This window comes from Streptomyces sp. NPDC051133 (genome assembly GCF_040682635.1).
In the GTDB taxonomy this organism is placed as follows: domain Bacteria; phylum Actinomycetota; class Actinomycetes; order Streptomycetales; family Streptomycetaceae; genus Streptomyces.
Map to the genome: position 1 here is coordinate 75,891 of NZ_JBFBBK010000018.1, position 15,193 is coordinate 91,083.

The following is a 15,193-nucleotide window of genomic DNA, read 5'->3' on the forward strand; positions in this document are numbered from 1 at the left end:
CGATAGTGCAGTGGGGGGTAGGACGGCGGCCGAACGGCCAGCGTCACCCGTTGCCAGCCGGGCCGGTGTACGCGGCCGGGTCGACCGGCTGCAGCGCCTCGTACTTCGGGTACGCCGGCGGCCGGGCCCACCCGAGGAACACCCCGGCGAGGTTCTGCAGGAAGGTGCCCGGCGCCCGCTCGCCGAGCCATTCGAGCAGCCTGAACACGACGTAGTACGCGAGCGCGAGCCCGGCCGTAACCAGGCCGGTGACGGTCGCCGAGTTGATCTCGATACCGGTACGCACGGCGAGAGTGAGCAGCCACCCCGCGACCAGCGGCACGGCGGTGCGCATGAAACTGACGAACAGGCCGGTCATGTCGGCCCCCTTCCGGTGATGGGTGGGCCCGGCCACCCGGCGGCGGCCGGGCAGCGATCAGGCGACGACGTCGAACCCGTGGGCCTTCGCGAGCCGCTTGAGCGACGTCTCTCCGGGGATGCCGTCGGCGTCGTCGCCGGTGAACCCGAGCCGCTCCTGATACAGGGCGTACGCGCTGCGCGTGGCTGTACCGGCGTGCCCGTCGACGTACCGCTTCGCGAGCAGCCGCTCGGCGACGAGCGCGTTCTCGACGACCTCGACGGGCGCGTACGAGACCGGCGTGCCCTTCTTCGGCGGATCCGTCTTGAACGCCTTTACGAGGCGCGAGAGGGACACCTGCGGACGCTTCGAGGTCGACGTCGAGCTGCCGCTCGTGTTCGTCGTCTTCGGCTCGGGCTTGTACTTGGGGCGGCCGAACCCGGCGATGTCGTGCACGACGCGTACGCGCCTCGCGCACACGTTCGCCGTGTTGCCCTCGATCGTGTACACGTACCGGTAGTCGGACGACACCCCCGTGACGATGCCGACATGGTCGATCGCGCCGATCGACGACGAGCCCGCCCAGTCGAAGAACACGATGTCGCCGCGCCGGATGCCAGACGCCTTGATGCCGTTGGTCATCGCGTGCCAGGCGCCCGCGTCCTTGAACCGCTGCGCGTGCGCCACGGTGTACGCGAAGTCGTGCCCGAAGCACACCGCGTCGTACTCGCCCGAGTCGACCGCGGCGCGGGTGATCGTGGCGTCGCACCACGGCCAGTTGCCCACGTACGCCGCGCCGTTGCGCTGCCGGTACCACTCCTGAATCGCGTTCGGTTCGCCGGTGCCTATCCAGCGTTCCATCTGCGCGACCATGCCCTCGAGGCTCATGCGGACTCGCCCCCCTTCGAGGTGCCCTCGGCCGGGGCGTCGCCCGCGGCGGCCGGCTGCTCGTCGTCCTGGTCGCCGTCGCCGGCGGGCTCGTCGGCGACCTGGTCGGCGAGTTCGGGCCCGGTGTAGAACCCGGCCATGTCCGGACTGCCGTACTGCTCGGCGAGCAGCTCGGCCTCGCCCTCGACGGTCGGGCCGTTGCCGGTCCGCACGAGGTGCGCCGCTTGCTCTTCCTGGTCGCCGAGCCGTTCGGGGATCGGCCTTTCTGTGTCACCCATGGGTGAGCCCTCCTGAGTGCGTGCATGAGAAACGCCCCGGCCGGCTCGGCTCGGGGCGTGGAATCGGGGGAGTGGTCAGCTCGTGTAGGCGTACGCCATGATCCCGGATCCGGCACCGAACGCGCCGGCCGTGAATCCGGTACCGCTCACGGTCGGCGGGGTCGACATGCCGGTGTCGGTGCCGCCGTAGCCCGGCGAGACGGACGCGACGACGTCGGCGACGCTGCCCTCGCCGACGATGTTCGGCTGCGTCGTCGCCTTGACCATGATCCCGAGGTAGTGCAGCCCGGTGTACGTCGTCGTGTACGACGAGGCGCTGCCCGCGGTCGTCTGCGCGACGGCCTTCGTCATCACGGTGTTCGCGGGCCATGCCGTCGTTGTCTGGTCGGCCGTGCGCGCGAGCATCTTGCGCGAGCTGTCATGCAAGCTGAACCACCAGTTTGTTGGCGACGCCGCGGCGGTGCCGCCGCTCACGAACGTGATGTTCGAGACGACCGTGCCTCGCGGCAGCCATATCGGCACCAGATACAGAGTGCCGCTCGTCGGCGTCGACGAGGTGCCGCAGCGTAGGCGCGACGTCGTCTCGAACCGTCCGGACGACCGCAGCGCCGCCTCGAGGGCGGGCAGCGGAGTGAGGTCGCCGTCGACCTGGTTCGTGCCGGGCAGCGCCTGCATGCCGCCGGGGCCGGTGAACGGCGCTGCCGTCGACACCGACAGGGCGGTCGACGCCGACCAGCCGTTACCCGCGAAGTCGTTGAACAGCAGCGCGCAGTCGGTCGCGCTCGACGCCATCGAAACGGCGCTCGTCGCCGCGCCCGAGCCCTTCCTGACCTTGTTCGAGGTGACCGTGCAGCGCACGGCGCCGGTCGACAGCCGGATGCCCGACGACGCGGGCGCCGTGATCATGTTCCCGGACACGAGCACGTCGGTCGACGAGACGCCGTCACCGGCTTGCCCGACGAAGATCCCGAAATTGCTGCTCGTGCCGTTGACGACGTTCCCGACGACCGCGCCCCCGGTGCAGCCGGTCACGTTGAGCGCGTTACTGCCCGTGCTGCGGCACGAGTTGCCCGACAGGGTCGCGTCGGTCCCCCACTGCACGAACACCCCGGTCGACGACGACGAGTCGACGATGTTGTCGGCGATCACGGGCCCGTTCGTGTAGTCGGCTCGGAACCCGACGCTGCCCGAGCTGCGCGAGGTGTTGCCGGTGATGGCAACGCCCCGATACAGGGCGGTCGCGAACCCGATCACCTGCGCCGCAGCCTCGCTCGCGTTCGAGTCGATCACGTTGCCGTGAATGTCGATCGAGTGCGGTGTGAGCGCGTACCCGGCGGTCGCCGGATCGGGCACCGTGCACTTGATCCCGGCCATGCCCGTACCGGTGATCACGTTGTCGGAGATCACGGCACGTCGCCAGCCGTACCCGTGGATGCCTTCCTGCAGCGTGCCGTCGATCCGGCAGCCGGTCACGGTGATGTTGTCGTAGTACACCGTGTCGGCGACCGTGTGCGAGCCGACCGCACGCCCGTAGGGGCCGAGCCGCGACGACGGACCGAAGTAGCAGCCCGAGATCGTGATGTTCCGACTCGGTGTGTTGTCGAACGAGCCGATCGAGCTGCTGCCCGACTTGGCCATGTCGACTTGCACGGCTTCGGAGAACTGCCGCGTGCCGCCACTGGAGTTGTCCCGGAACCCGAGAAACCGGCAGTTGATCGCCCGGCCGCCGTCGGTCGAGTTGAACTCGAGGGCGTGCGCGGTCGAGCAGTTGAGCACAGTCACGTCGCGCACCGTGATGTCGCTGCAGTGCACGAAGTTGATCACGTCGGTTTCGCTGGTCACGCTGCCGGTCGTGCCGTCGGACGCGTTGCCGTCGTACGTACCGCCGAGCAGCGTGATCCCGGAATGTCCCGAGTAGCCGGTGAACGTCTCGGTGCCGAGAAAGTTGCGCACGAGCCCGCTGTTCCCGGTCGCCTTGAGCGTCGCTCCGTACGCCCACAGCACGGTGCGGTCGTACACGACGAGGAACGTCGACACCCCGTACGTCTTGCCGGGCGGCAGGAACACGACGCCGCCGCCTGCAGCGTGCGCGGCGTCGAGCTGCGCCTGAATCACGGCGCGGTCGTCGGCGACGCCGTTGCCGGTCGCGCCGGCCACGATGAACCAGCGGGCGCCGACGAGGTCGGGCAGGTTCGGCGCGGTGAGCGGCTGCTCGAACGTCGTCGGCCCCTGCACCGTGCCGCCGGTTGCGCGGTCGAGTTTCCCGTCGGCTTCGGCGAGCGCCGACTGCGCGGTCTCCAGTGCGCCCGCGGCGACCTCGCGGCCGGCCTGGTACCAGCGGACCGGGTTGCCGCTCGCGTCGAGGTACTCGAAGTCGATCGCGGTCACGTCGGCGACCTTGAACGGGCGGATCGCGCCGGGCTGCGAGCTGCTCGACGGGTTCGTGCGCAGCTCGCCGATCGGGGTCGTGCCGTCGTCCTCGTAAAGGGCGGTCACGAGTTCGCCGGTACCGGCTCGGCGGACGAGCAGCGGATAGTCGGGCACGACGTCGCCGGTCGAGGTCACGAGGACGTCGGCGGGCGTGCCGCCGTATGTGTAGAGCGCCACGAGTGGCAGCCCCCTCTCAGTTGAGCGAGTAACGGCCGCTGATGTCGACCCACGTCGTTCCGGTGCCGTCCTGCGAGTACCAGACGAGCGAGCCGGCGCCGCCGAGGCTGTTCGAGTCCTGGTCGTGCGAGAACGCTTCCATGCGGCCGACGGCGGTGACGGGGTCGCCGGTGATGGACTGGCCGGCCGCCCAGCTTTCGAGCTGCGACGGGATGCAGTCGTCGGGCACGGTGCCGAGCTTCACGCCACTGATGCCGATCGTTGTTCCGTCGCTCTTCTCGACCCGGCCGCGTAGGTACACCTGCCCGCGGTCGATGCGGATTTCGGGCGTCGTCTGCCCGGCGGTGAACCCGCTCGCGAGGGTGACCGGCCGCCAGTCGGCGAGCGGCTCGTAGATCACGGCCCACGTGTTCGACGAGGCGCTCGTCTTCATCCACAGCGACCCGTTCTCGGCCGACACGAGCATGTGCAGCGGAGAGTCGGCGTACTGCGCGTCGCGCTCAGCTTTGTCGACGACGTGCTGCACGAGGTGCGGGTCGATGGCGAGCGCGAGTTCGGCGAGTGCGCCGGGCCCGACCGGGGCGTCGCCGCCACCAGGGATCGGGAGTTGAGCGCGGCCGACGGTAGCCATATGGCCCCCTAACTGAAGGTGATCGTGATCGTGCCGCCCTGCACGGACATGTAGTCGCGGCTGCCGCTCGCGTAGATCGCGAGTCCCTTCGCCGCGCCGGATGCGAGCTGCGATCGCCACGAGGCGGGCAGCGTCGCCGTGCCGGTCGCGCCGACCGACAGCGACAGCAGTTCCTCGGGCCCGTCATCGAGGTCGAGCTGCCCGGACGGCGGCGAGCTGTGATCGTGCAGGTACAGGTGCAGCGGCCTCTTGGCGTTGACGCCCGAGCCGGTGCGGCGGGTAAAACGAACCGTCATCTTCGCGACGGTCTTACCGGCGCACGCGTCCGAGATCGCGCTGCCGTAGAACCAGGCGCCGCGCCGGTTGCCGCGGCCGGTCCAGTCGCCTTGTGTCGGATACGAGGCATAGTCGTCGGGACGGCCGCCCCGCCATGTCCCGTAATCCGTCGGCGAGATCGTGGCCGGCTTCGGCGCCCGGTCGGGCGGCGTATCCGGCGACGTGTCCGACTGCGAGGCGAGCTGCCCGTACAGCTCGACCTTGCCCTCGGAGTTCTTGCGCAAGTACAGAGTCTGTACCGTCTGCCACCCCGTACCCGATGGCGCGGCCGTGCCCCACGTCGCCGCGCGCAGCACCTGCTCGTCAAGGGCGACGTCCTTCGCGAGCGACTTGATCGTCTCCTCGTCGACCTCGCCCGGATCCTGGCCGAGCCGCCACATCACGACCGGCTTCGCGCCTGGTCGCAGCGCGACCCAATCGCCGGCCTGCCGGTTGCGGTAGGAGTCGACGCACGGCACGTCGAGCAGCAGCGCGCCCCGGTAGTCGAGGTTCACGCCGGTATCGGTGACGTCGACGACCTGCGCCGACACCGTGCCGCCGGCCGCCGCGCCGCTCTTGGCTATGGCGAGCTGCTCGCCGAGCGCGTTCGCTGCCTCGCTCGTCAATTGAGCCTCCGGGTCGTCGTCCTGGTCGTGCAGCTCATCGAGACGGCGCCGAGGCTGTACGACAGGCTGTCGATGATGTGCCGCTGCCACTCGCCCGGCCGCACCTCGACCTCGACGACGTCGCCAGGCTCGAGGGCGGGGTGACATACGCTCGTGAACGAGAGACTCGACTGCACGCCGAGACTGTCGGCGAGCTTGGCCTGCCCGACGGTGTACGCCTGCGCGGTCGACGTGATCAGCGCCGACGAGTACCGCTCGACCCGCAGCCGCACCCACGGCATGCCGAGCCGCTGCGGCGCGAGGGGATCCTCGACCGGCGCGGGACCGGCGTACGTGAGGCTGTTCGGGTCGTCGTCCCACACGTACACAGGCCCGACCGACGCCGAGCCGTCGCCGCCGTCACCCGAGATCACCCACAGGTTCACGAGCCCCTCAGCCGACTGTTTCTCGGACGGCTTGACCAGGGCGACGCCGTACGGGATCCGCCACACGACCGGGTCGTCGAGCGTCGGCGTCGGCGCCATCGTGGGCACGCCGCGGGCGTCGCAGTAGACCTCGCCGGCCAGCGCTGCGGCGATCCCGGTCGACGTGCCGCTGCTGTCGGTGCCGCCGCTCAGTGCCTGCCACCGGTCCTCGTCGACGACGAACTGCGGCACGGCCGTGCTGGGATCGGCGCCCGCCCGCCATGAGACGACCGCGCCGGGCAGCGCCTCAGCGACGAGCGGGTCGACGAGGTGCCCGGCGGTGTCCGGGCCGAGCGTCCTCGCAGTGGGGAACTTGGCCCCCCTGATGACGTCCTCGAGCCCGAGCAGCTCGACCGAGGCGCCGAGCCTCGTGCGCTCGACGTCGTCGACGGCGTATGTACCGGCGGGGATCCATACGGTGTCCATCCGCGGACCGGCGACGCCCTGCCACAGCCGCACGCGCGTCGCGACCGTGTTCACGCCGCTGCGGCCGAGCGGCACGCCGAGCAGATCGGCCGACGCGCTGTACCGGCATTCGGCGCTGCGGTCGGCGCGCACGTCGCTGTCGCCGAGCTGCGCAGGCAGCCACGTCACGCCGCCGTCGTTGGACCATTCGGCTCGGCGAGGTCGCCTCGTCGGCCCGAGTACGGCGCGGTGCACCGTGTCGGGAACGGGCAGCATCAGGTGACACCGTTCGTCGACAGCGACGCCCACGAGCTGTAGCTCGCGGCGACCGCATCCCACGAGCCGAACTGCTCGGCGAGCGCATCCCACGACCAGGCAGGCAGCCGCATCGGCTGCTCGGCGGTGTCGGGGCGGGCGACCGGCTGAATCGTCCAGCCGAACCGGTAGCCCTCGCTGCTGCCGAGTTTGCCGGTCGGCGTCGGCCCGGTGACGTCCCCCGGAACGTGGAAGCTGTCGGGGAAGTAGTAGCCCGGCCGGGCCTGCGCGAGCAGCACGCCCGAGCGCAGCAGCTCGCGCATGCGGTCGACGTCCCCGGGCGGCACGTCGACAGTCACCTGCACTGCCTCGGCCGACGCCGTGTCGTAGGCGACCGCGACGTACGGCGAACCGGCGACGTCGGCCGTGTCCTGCCTCGCGGTCGACGAGGCGCCCGACCAGTCGACGACCATCGCCCGCAGCGACAGCCCCGGCTCGTCGACACTCTTGATCCACAGATCACGGTCGTCGCCTGCCTCCGGGGCGGGCACGGTGACGGCGAGACTCGACGACGGGCCGGTCGTGCCGTCGGCGTAGACCGGTACGGCGGTGTACACGACGGCGACGCCGAGCGGCGCCTCGCTGTCGTACGCCGTGCCGACGCCCTCGATCGCCCACGCCGGGTCGGCCGACCGCACCGGCACCGGCGCGGCGCCGGGATCGGTGCGGGTGATCCTCACCTGCATCACGGTCGCCGCAGCGGGCAGCGCCGTCCCGGCGGTGTAGTCCACCGACAGCACGGCGCCCGCCCACAGCTCGTCGACGATCGCGGCGAACCAGCCGTCGGGCGAAGTGATCCGTTCCGGCGGCGTCACGTGCGGCGCCGCCGGGTCGACGATCATCGGCATGCGGTCATCCCTTCTTCGATCCGGCGCGCGAGCGCCTGCGGACGTCGGCGAGCCCGGCGTCGACCCGCTCGTCGACGACCGCCTCGAACTCGTGCTCGCCGACCCGCAGCACGAGCGTGTCGCCCCGCTGCAGCCCGGCTGCCTGCGCGTGCGCAGCAGCAGCCGGTACGACCGGCGGGATCGCCGCAGTGCCGAGCCGCTCGGCGCCCGCGCGGACAGCGGCGAGCGCCTTGTCGGTGCCGACGACGACGCCCGCGCCGACCATGGCGCCGACGCGTTCGGTCTCGCGGCTCGGCGAGTGGATGTCGAGCCGGTGCTCGATCGAGTCGACGAGGACGTCGCCGAGCTTTTTCATCTGCGCCTGCAGGGCTTTCTCTTGAGCCTGCAGACCGGTCAAGAACCCGCGCCCTGCCTGCGAGCCGGCGTCGTACATCGCGTCGGCGAGCGTGTTGCCGTACGAGGTGCCGATCTTGGCGCCGCTCTTGGCGAGCGCGTTGATCTTCTTGATGTCGCCCGCGGACGCCCCGGCGACGAGCTGCGCGAGGTTACTGTCGGGCCCGGCGGCGACAAGCTGCTGTATGACGGACTGTGAAACCCCCTTCTTCTGTGCGGTCTTGATCAGCGACTGAAAGCCGGTGAGCGTCGACTGCCGCGACTGCATGCCCGAGATCAAGTCGCCCACCGACGACACGTCGCCGACGTTCGTGAGCGACAGGTAGTCGGCCGCGTTCTTCTTCTGGTCGGCCGCCGCTTGCTTCGCCGTCGCGAGTTTCGAGGCGACCGCGTCGCGTTGCTTCGCGAGGCTCTGCAGTTTGCTCGACGTCTTGCCGACCTGGTCGGCGAGCGCGCGGCCAGCCTTGCCGGTCTTCCGCAGGTCGTCGGCGAGTGCCTTTGATGCCGACGCGATCGTGCTCGCCGAGCCGGTGAGCGACTTCGTGAACGAGGTGAGGTCGCCGGGCACTTGCCGACGGGCGGACGTCGCGCCGCTCGTGCCCTTCGCGAACCCCCTGAGCGCGCCGAGCCCGGCCGCCATGCGCATTGACGTCGCGTTGTCCCACACCGTGGCGCCGCCGGATCCGAACCTGATCAGTTCGGGTCCCTGCTCGCCGACCCACGCGACCTCGCCCGCTTTCGGTCGGCCGCCCGATGCGTACCCGCCGGCCCGGTTGTACGCCGCGGCGAGCGAGCCGTACCTCGACATCGCGTATCGCATGCTCGCGTAAATGTTGGCGAGCGGGTCGTAGATGCCGCGTCCGAACAGCTTGCCCGCGTACGCGCGGAACGTGGACCCGATCACCTGCATGAGCCCGCGCGAGGGGTCACCGTTGCGGGCGTTGATGTCCCAATTGTTGATCGCGTGCGGGTTGCCGCCGCTCTCCTGGTTCATCCTGCGCAGCACGGTCGGCAGCAGCGATGCGGGCTGCCCGACCATCTTGAGCGCCTGCAGCACGACCGACGACCAGCGCTTGACGCCCGAGCCGCCGACGTCGCCCGACGAGCCGCCGCCGAACGCGCTCGTCGCCGCGTTCACGACCTTGTCTTTCAGGCCCGACAGCATCTTGATCGGAACCTTCCCGATCATCTGCGCGAACTTGTTCTGCCCGATCTTCGCGATCTTGTCGCGGACGAACTTGGTCGCCTTGTCCCACAGCTTGCCGGGGTGGGCGAGAAAGTCGACGCCGTCCATTACGGCCGAGCCGACCGACTTCGCCTTGTCGCCGATCCAGTCGCCGACGTCGCCGATCGCGCCGAGCACGCCGCCGCCGGCCAGTAGCTGAGTACCTGCCTGCGCGTGCAGCGCGAGCGCCCGCTGCCGGTACCGCGGGTCGGTCGGGATCACGTACTCGGGGTATTGCCGCCGCCCCTCGCCGACGATCGCCGTCGGCCGGTTCACCTTCATCGGCGCGGCTGGTCCCCACGGCCCGACCGTGCCGCCCTGCGCGAGCAGCTTCGGCGCAGCGGGCAGCTTGCCGAGTCCGACAAACCCGGCCACCTTGTCCCAAACGGCCTTAATTCCATGCGAGTACACAGCAGAGATCACGAAGTTGACGGGCCGTTTCGTGATGTCCTCGATCTTGCCGAACGCCTTGCCGATCGCGTCCTTCGCCGAGCCGAACGCGTCGCCGACCAGGCGTACGCCGGTCTTCGCCGAGTCGAACGCGGGCTTGAGGGCTTTCGACCACAGCCACGAGGCGGCCGAGCCGATCCCATCGAACGCGGGCTTGATCGCCGAGCGGTACAGCCACGAGCCAGCCGAGCCGAGCGCGTGCACTCCAGCCTTGAAGTAGCCGAAGATCACGGTAACGCCGGTCCACCACCACGAGACGAGCGTGACGATCCCGTGGAACGCGGGCTGCAGCGCGTTGCGGTACAGCCACATACCGACGGCGCCGACGTCACGTATCAGCGCCATCGCCGCGCCGAACACCGGCTTCAGGATCGAGCCGTACAGCCACACGCCGAGCGCGGCGATCCCTCGGAACGCGGGGGCGAGCGCGCTGTTCCACAGCCACATCGCGCCCGCGGCGATACCGGCGAACGCGGGCTGCAGCGCGTTCGTCCACAGCCACGAGCCGATCGCGCCGAGCACCTTGAACGCGAGCACGATCGGAGTCACGACAGCGACGACGACGACCGCAACGAGGATCTTCGCGCCGGTCGCGATCGCCGAGAACGTCGGCGACAGCACGCTCGACCACAGCCACGAGGCGGCCGTGCCGACCGCCTGCAGCCCGGCCCAAATCCCGGACAGTGCGGGCTTGATGAACCCCTGCCACGCCGTCATCGCGGCCGACTGGATGCCCTGCCAGGCGCCTTGAACGATCGCCCGGAACGTCGCGCTCTTGTTGTACGCGACGACCAGGGCGGCGCCGAGCGCGAGCAGCCCGACGACGACGAGCCCGACCGGGTTCGCGGACATCACGGCATTGAACGCAGCCTGCACGCCGGTCGCGATCCGGGTCACGCTCGACCACAGCAGGATCGCCCCGCGGTATACCGCGAACACACCGGCGACGATGCCGGTCGTGATCGCCTGCGCCGACAGAACCGCCGTCAGACCGAGCGCCGCCACCCCGACCGGGATGAGCCACGCGCCGTATTCCTTGAGCCATCCCGCGGTTGCCGAGAACGCTGTGCCGACGGCGTTCGCTGCGGGCACGAGGTAGCTCGCCAGTGTGCCGCCGACCGTCCTCGCGGGCGGCAGCACGTACGTGTTGAGGAACGAGCCGAAGTCGCGTAGCGCGGGCAGCGCGTACTTGCTCGCGAAGTTGGCGAGCCCCTGCAGCGCCTGCCGCTTGAACACCTCGATGTCGTGTGACGCGGTGTTGTTGAGCTGCTTGCCCATGCGGCCGGCGGCGCCGCCCACCTTGCCGAGCCCGTCGGCTGCCTTGCTCGGGTCGAGGGCGAGAAGACTCGCCCCCAAATCCTCTGCCTGGGTACCGAACAGCGCGACCGCAGCCTGCGACTGTTTCACCGGATCCTTGATCCCGCGCAGCCGGTCGAGGGTGAGCTGCAGCACGCCGTTCGCAGACTTGCCACCCTTGGCGAACTTGCTCGCCATGGCGTCGGCGTCGAGCCCCAGCATCTTGAAGCCGGTCGCCGTCGTCTTGCTGCCGTCGACGGCCCGGATCGAGAATTCCTTGATCGAGTCCGCGACGAGGTCGCCGTCGCGGGCGCCCGCCTGCAGCCCCTGATTGATCAGGCCGATCGCGGTCGCGCCCGACAGCCCGGCTTTCTTCCACTGCACGGCGTACTCGTTCACGGTGTCGATCAGGTCGCCCGCTTTGTCGGCGCCGCTTTGGAACCCGGCCGTGAGCAGGTCGAACCCTTGCTTCCCGTTCTTGACCAGGCCCGTGCGCATGAGCTGCCCGACGGCCTTCGTCGAGTCGGCGACGTCGGCGTCGAACACGTCGGCGAGGTTCAGCGCGGCCTTAGACAGCCCGGCGAGTTCCCGCTGCGGCGCCTTGATCGCGGCGACGCCGTTCTGCTGCAGGCTCTTGAGACTGGCGTTCACGTCGTCGATCGACTCGCCGTACCCGGCGGCGTAGACCTTCCCCGCCACCTTCCCGGCGCGCGCCGACTCTTTCTCGGTGAGCCCGAGCGAGGCGCCCAACTTCGCGTTGCTCTTGTCCTGCTCGACCGCCTCGGCGAACCCGGCAGCGAACAGCGCGCCGCCCGCGGCGGCGACGCCGGCCACGCCTGCCTTGAGCACGCCGCCGAGCCCGCCGAGGAACCCCTCGCCTGCATCCTGACCGGCGGACGTGCCGACCCTCGCCGACTCGCCGCTGATCTGCTGATTGAGCAGCCGGCCGAACCCGCGTGCCTCGGGCACGACGGACACGTACCCGACGCCGACCTCGACCGGCATGACTCATTCCCCCTTCGCGCGCGCGAGGATGTGCTCGTACGCCGCCCGCGCCTTCGCCTTGTCCCGCTCGGTCGTGGCCGCGGACTCCTCGGGCGTCGGATCGCCCGGCCGCCACCCCGGCTCGGGGTAGGACATGGCCGGTTTCTTCGGGTCGCGGTTGGCGTTCACGAACGCCGTGAACAGCAGCGCGAGCAGATCGCGCGTGTCGGCGGCGGCGTAGTCGAGTGCCTGCCACGCGTGCCCGTTGTGAGCGCGCGCGGTCGCGCTGTCCGGCGGCAGCCCCTCGACCAGGACGCGCAGCAGCCGCAGCGTGATCTCGCCCCGCCAGTAAGCGGCGAGCGGACCGCCCTTGCCGACGCTGCTGCCGTAGTACCGGATCAAGTCCGCCTCGACGGCCTCAGGCTGCTCGCCGAGGACGTCGAGCACGGTGTACGTGTAGACCTCGACGACGTCGTCGCCGTCGCCTACCCCTTCGTAGGGCGCACCTTGCTGACCTTGTCCTGCGCCTCGTTCCGGATGCCGACGTACAGCAGCATCAGCGAGTTGACGTCGCCGCCTGCCGCGATGAACTCGTCGTACTGGTCGCCGAGCAGGATGCGGGCGCCCGCCTGGTCGCCCTTCGCGTCGTTGAGCTGCTCCTGCAGCTCGTCGGGCGTGAAGATCGGATGCGGGAAGCTGAACACCTGCGGCGCCTCGTCGGGTCCGACCTCGAACTCGACGCGCTCGCCGCCGACCGCGTCGACGTACGACCGCTTCACGGACTCCAGCCGGTACCGCTTGCCGTTCGGCTTGCTCATGATCGTGTCTCTCTTCCGGGTGAGCAGTGGGTGAGCATGCGAAGGGCGGGGGACGGAGGGGCTCACCCAGAACCGCCGTCCCCCGCCCGATCAGGGGGGATCAGGGCGTGGCGAGCGACCGCCAGCCGGGCCCGTCGATCCAGTTGCGGCACGAGGTGCCGACCGTGCTGTCGCGGTACGCGGTGAGCGTGACCGGCCGGGTCGTCGGGTCCGAACGGGCCCACGTCTCGTCGTCCTTGTCGGTGAGGCGAGCCCGCGGCATGTGCTTGACGACGAAGATTTCGCCTCCGTCGTCCGCGTAGTCGAGACCGATGAACAGCAGCCTGCGGAACGGGTTCCGGGGGGTCTTCGCCCGGTCCCACGTCCACGCGGTACCGATCGCGGGCAGCGAGCCCGTACCGGACAGCGGCAGCCCCTCGTACAGGGCGACGGTCGCCGCGTTCGTCTCCTGCGGCGAGAACGTCACGGTGAGCACGTCCGATTCGACGTCCGAGCGGGTCGGCTCGGACGACTGCGACGAGGTGACGTCGGACATCGACACGTCACTCGGGAAGCTGATGCCGTCGTCGGTGGTGTAGCCGATCGGCACGTACGCCGCCGGGATCGCGACGAGGTTGCCGTCGGTGTCGAACGGGTTCGTGATCGCTGCGGCGCTGATGTCCGCGGCGAACACTGCCTGCACGAGCTGCTTACGGATGTACTCGGTGTGCAGCCCGGTTTCGAGCGACACCGGGGTCGGTGTGGTCATGCTGATGCCCCTTCATGGGAAACCCCCGGCCGACGAGCGGTCCGGGGGTGAGTGGTCAGGGTGGCGGGTGAGCCAGCGATCAGGGAGCGAGGCGGGCGCCGCGCAGCGACACCTCGACGGCGAACACGACGCGCGGCTGCTCGGACTCGGGATCGGGCAGCGTGTTCGGTCCCCCGACCTCCGTGACGTCGTACGCGACAGCGCCTCGCCAACCCGGCATCGCGAACAGCAGCGCACGAACGCGTGCGGCGAGGTCGGCCGCGTCCTCTTCCGAGTCGCCCCAGCAGTGCACATCGATCCGCGGCCGGTCGGTGACGAGGTCGAGCCGGGTACCGCCGATCCGTTCGAGGCGGACGAACCGCGCCGGTCGCGGACTCGGCACCCGCGTGCCGACCGGCACGTCGTAGCCGCCGGCGACGAGCGTGTCGCGCAAGTACGCCCGGACGACCGCGACGCCGTCGGGGAACCCGACGGGGATGCCCATCACTCGACCTCCCGAGCGGCGTCGAGGGCGCGCAGCAGCGCTCGCCGCGACACCTCGGGGTCGTTGGTCGAGTAGTCGCCGATCACAGCGCCGCGCACGCGGTGCTCGCCCGTGTCGACGTCGACCCGGAACTGCCCGCCCGCGCCGTCGGATCGCGCCGACGCGCTCGCGGCCGACTCGATCGCTCGCACCTTGCGCTCGATCAGCGCCCGCGTCTCCGGGGTGCGCAGAAACGAGGCGATGTTCTGCCGGTTGGGGACGAACCTCGATCGGGCCACGCGATCACCCCTCGACTGCCTTGAGCCGTATCTCGTAGTGGTGCAGCTCGACCGGCGTGTACGCCGGTCCGGGCGGGCCGAGCACTTCGAAGTCGAGCCCGCCCCAGTGCACGCGGTCGGCGCCGTACACCGTGAGCGGCTGCCCGGCGGTGTCGACCGGGTTGCAGAGCATGAGCCATTCGCCGATCTGTGCCGACCGCTGGTCGGTGTCCTCGGCGCTCGTGTTCTGCTGCAGCCACGCGTCGACCGCGGCGTGCTTCGACGCCGACCAGTCGGCGACCTGGTTGCCGTACCGGTCCGTTTTGCTGCCGGGGTGCTCGACGTCGACGAGGTGCGGCAGCACGTCGCCGGGGATCACCACGCACCGCCCGCCCAGAACCCGGGCGCCGGGTCGTACTGGTGGTACGGGTACGGGTCCGGCCGCCACCCCGGCAGCCCCGCGTCGGCGACGCCGAGCGAGTACGCGGCGTCGGCCTCCGGGTCGGTGACGTCCTCCGGGGCGAGTTGTGCTTTCTCGTCGTCGGTGAGGTACAGCCCGCCGTCTTCTCCGAGCGACTCGGAGTACTGGCCGATCGTGCGCTGCCGGTAGCCGCCGGGATTGGCCATGACGCGGCGCACGACCGAAACGGCGATCGCGCGCAGCGTCCCCTCGTCGGGCGTGTAGCCGGCCGGGATGTGCCGGGCCATGAGCGCCGACGCGTCGTCGAGGTACGCCTCGACCTGCGCTCGCCGCGGGCTGCCCTCGGGGAGGGTGACGGCGGCGCGCGCCTCGTAGTCGGCGACCGTTGCGAACGCCGCCATCC

16 protein-coding genes are annotated in these 15,193 nt (G+C 70.4%); all 16 read right to left on the reverse strand.

Going from position 1 to position 15,193, the window contains the following annotated elements:
- Positions 1-43 precede the first annotated feature (43 nt).
- Positions 44-358: a hypothetical protein gene (locus tag AB0N17_RS19995; protein WP_366012699.1), complete on the reverse strand. Its 315-nt coding sequence runs from the start codon at positions 356-358 to the stop codon at positions 44-46.
- Positions 359-415: 57 nt separating this feature from the next.
- The gene (locus AB0N17_RS20000) at positions 416-1,225 is read right to left on the reverse strand and encodes a CHAP domain-containing protein (RefSeq protein WP_366012700.1); all 810 of its coding nucleotides are present in this window, start codon (positions 1,223-1,225) and stop codon (positions 416-418) included.
- Positions 1,222-1,503 (reverse strand): hypothetical protein, encoded by a 282-nt coding sequence (locus AB0N17_RS20005; RefSeq protein WP_366012701.1) that lies wholly within the window; start codon positions 1,501-1,503, stop codon positions 1,222-1,224. The genes AB0N17_RS20000 and AB0N17_RS20005 overlap by 4 nt, the downstream gene beginning before the upstream one ends.
- Before the next feature lie 75 nt (positions 1,504-1,578).
- The gene (locus tag AB0N17_RS20010; RefSeq protein WP_366012702.1) at positions 1,579-4,110 is read right to left on the reverse strand and encodes a right-handed parallel beta-helix repeat-containing protein; all 2,532 of its coding nucleotides are present in this window, start codon (positions 4,108-4,110) and stop codon (positions 1,579-1,581) included.
- Positions 4,111-4,126: 16 nt separating this feature from the next.
- Positions 4,127-4,741 carry a hypothetical protein gene (locus AB0N17_RS20015; RefSeq protein WP_366012703.1) on the reverse strand — a complete coding sequence of 205 codons (615 nt, stop codon included), beginning with the start codon at positions 4,739-4,741 and terminating at the stop codon, positions 4,127-4,129.
- Between the two features lie 8 nt (positions 4,742-4,749).
- The gene (locus tag AB0N17_RS20020; RefSeq protein WP_366012704.1) at positions 4,750-5,682 is read right to left on the reverse strand and encodes a hypothetical protein; all 933 of its coding nucleotides are present in this window, start codon (positions 5,680-5,682) and stop codon (positions 4,750-4,752) included.
- Positions 5,679-6,740, reverse strand: coding sequence for a phage tail protein (locus tag AB0N17_RS20025; RefSeq protein ID WP_366012705.1), 1,062 nt, complete (start codon positions 6,738-6,740; stop codon positions 5,679-5,681). Before AB0N17_RS20025 ends, AB0N17_RS20020 begins: the two co-directional genes overlap by 4 nt.
- Before the next feature lie 86 nt (positions 6,741-6,826).
- The gene (locus AB0N17_RS20030) at positions 6,827-7,714 is read right to left on the reverse strand and encodes a hypothetical protein (RefSeq protein ID WP_366012706.1); all 888 of its coding nucleotides are present in this window, start codon (positions 7,712-7,714) and stop codon (positions 6,827-6,829) included.
- 4 nt (positions 7,715-7,718) lie between these two features.
- Positions 7,719-12,083: a phage tail tape measure protein gene (locus AB0N17_RS20035; protein WP_366012707.1), complete on the reverse strand. Its 4,365-nt coding sequence runs from the start codon at positions 12,081-12,083 to the stop codon at positions 7,719-7,721.
- 3 nt (positions 12,084-12,086) lie between these two features.
- Positions 12,087-12,509, reverse strand: coding sequence for a hypothetical protein (locus tag AB0N17_RS20040; protein WP_366012708.1), 423 nt, complete (start codon positions 12,507-12,509; stop codon positions 12,087-12,089).
- 38 nt (positions 12,510-12,547) lie between these two features.
- Positions 12,548-12,880, reverse strand: a complete 333-nt coding sequence (locus tag AB0N17_RS20045) for a hypothetical protein (RefSeq protein WP_366012709.1) — start codon at positions 12,878-12,880, stop codon at positions 12,548-12,550.
- Positions 12,881-12,980: 100 nt separating this feature from the next.
- Entirely contained in the window at positions 12,981-13,628 is a 648-nt protein-coding gene (locus AB0N17_RS20050) for a phage tail protein (protein WP_366012710.1), read from the reverse strand.
- 79 nt (positions 13,629-13,707) lie between these two features.
- Entirely contained in the window at positions 13,708-14,112 is a 405-nt protein-coding gene (locus AB0N17_RS20055) for a hypothetical protein (RefSeq protein WP_366012711.1), read from the reverse strand.
- Positions 14,112-14,390, reverse strand: coding sequence for a hypothetical protein (locus AB0N17_RS20060; protein ID WP_366012712.1), 279 nt, complete (start codon positions 14,388-14,390; stop codon positions 14,112-14,114). Before AB0N17_RS20060 ends, AB0N17_RS20055 begins: the two co-directional genes overlap by 1 nt.
- A 4-nt stretch (positions 14,391-14,394) precedes the next feature.
- Positions 14,395-14,751, reverse strand: coding sequence for a hypothetical protein (locus AB0N17_RS20065; protein WP_366012713.1), 357 nt, complete (start codon positions 14,749-14,751; stop codon positions 14,395-14,397).
- Complete coding sequence (locus AB0N17_RS20070; protein ID WP_366012714.1) at positions 14,745-15,191, reverse strand: hypothetical protein; 447 nt, start codon at positions 15,189-15,191, stop codon at positions 14,745-14,747. The genes AB0N17_RS20065 and AB0N17_RS20070 overlap by 7 nt, the downstream gene beginning before the upstream one ends.
- Between the last annotated feature and the right edge of the window lie 2 nt (positions 15,192-15,193).

What these genes read in the sequence shown, in the direction of transcription:
- AB0N17_RS19995 (WP_366012699.1), bottom strand. Translation starts at nt 358, where the DNA reads ATGACCGGCCTGTTCGTCAGTTTCATGCGCACCGCCGTGCCGCTGGTC.
- AB0N17_RS20000 (WP_366012700.1), bottom strand. Translation starts at nt 1,225, where the DNA reads ATGAGCCTCGAGGGCATGGTCGCGCAGATGGAACGCTGGATAGGCACC.
- AB0N17_RS20005 (WP_366012701.1), bottom strand. Translation starts at nt 1,503, where the DNA reads ATGGGTGACACAGAAAGGCCGATCCCCGAACGGCTCGGCGACCAGGAA.
- AB0N17_RS20015 (WP_366012703.1), bottom strand. Translation starts at nt 4,741, where the DNA reads ATGGCTACCGTCGGCCGCGCTCAACTCCCGATCCCTGGTGGCGGCGAC.
- AB0N17_RS20030 (WP_366012706.1), bottom strand. Translation starts at nt 7,714, where the DNA reads ATGCCGATGATCGTCGACCCGGCGGCGCCGCACGTGACGCCGCCGGAA.
- AB0N17_RS20035 (WP_366012707.1), bottom strand. Translation starts at nt 12,083, where the DNA reads ATGCCGGTCGAGGTCGGCGTCGGGTACGTGTCCGTCGTGCCCGAGGCA.
- AB0N17_RS20045 (WP_366012709.1), bottom strand. Translation starts at nt 12,880, where the DNA reads ATGAGCAAGCCGAACGGCAAGCGGTACCGGCTGGAGTCCGTGAAGCGG.
- AB0N17_RS20050 (WP_366012710.1), bottom strand. Translation starts at nt 13,628, where the DNA reads ATGACCACACCGACCCCGGTGTCGCTCGAAACCGGGCTGCACACCGAG.
- AB0N17_RS20055 (WP_366012711.1), bottom strand. Translation starts at nt 14,112, where the DNA reads ATGGGCATCCCCGTCGGGTTCCCCGACGGCGTCGCGGTCGTCCGGGCG.
- AB0N17_RS20070 (WP_366012714.1), bottom strand. Translation starts at nt 15,191, where the DNA reads ATGGCGGCGTTCGCAACGGTCGCCGACTACGAGGCGCGCGCCGCCGTC.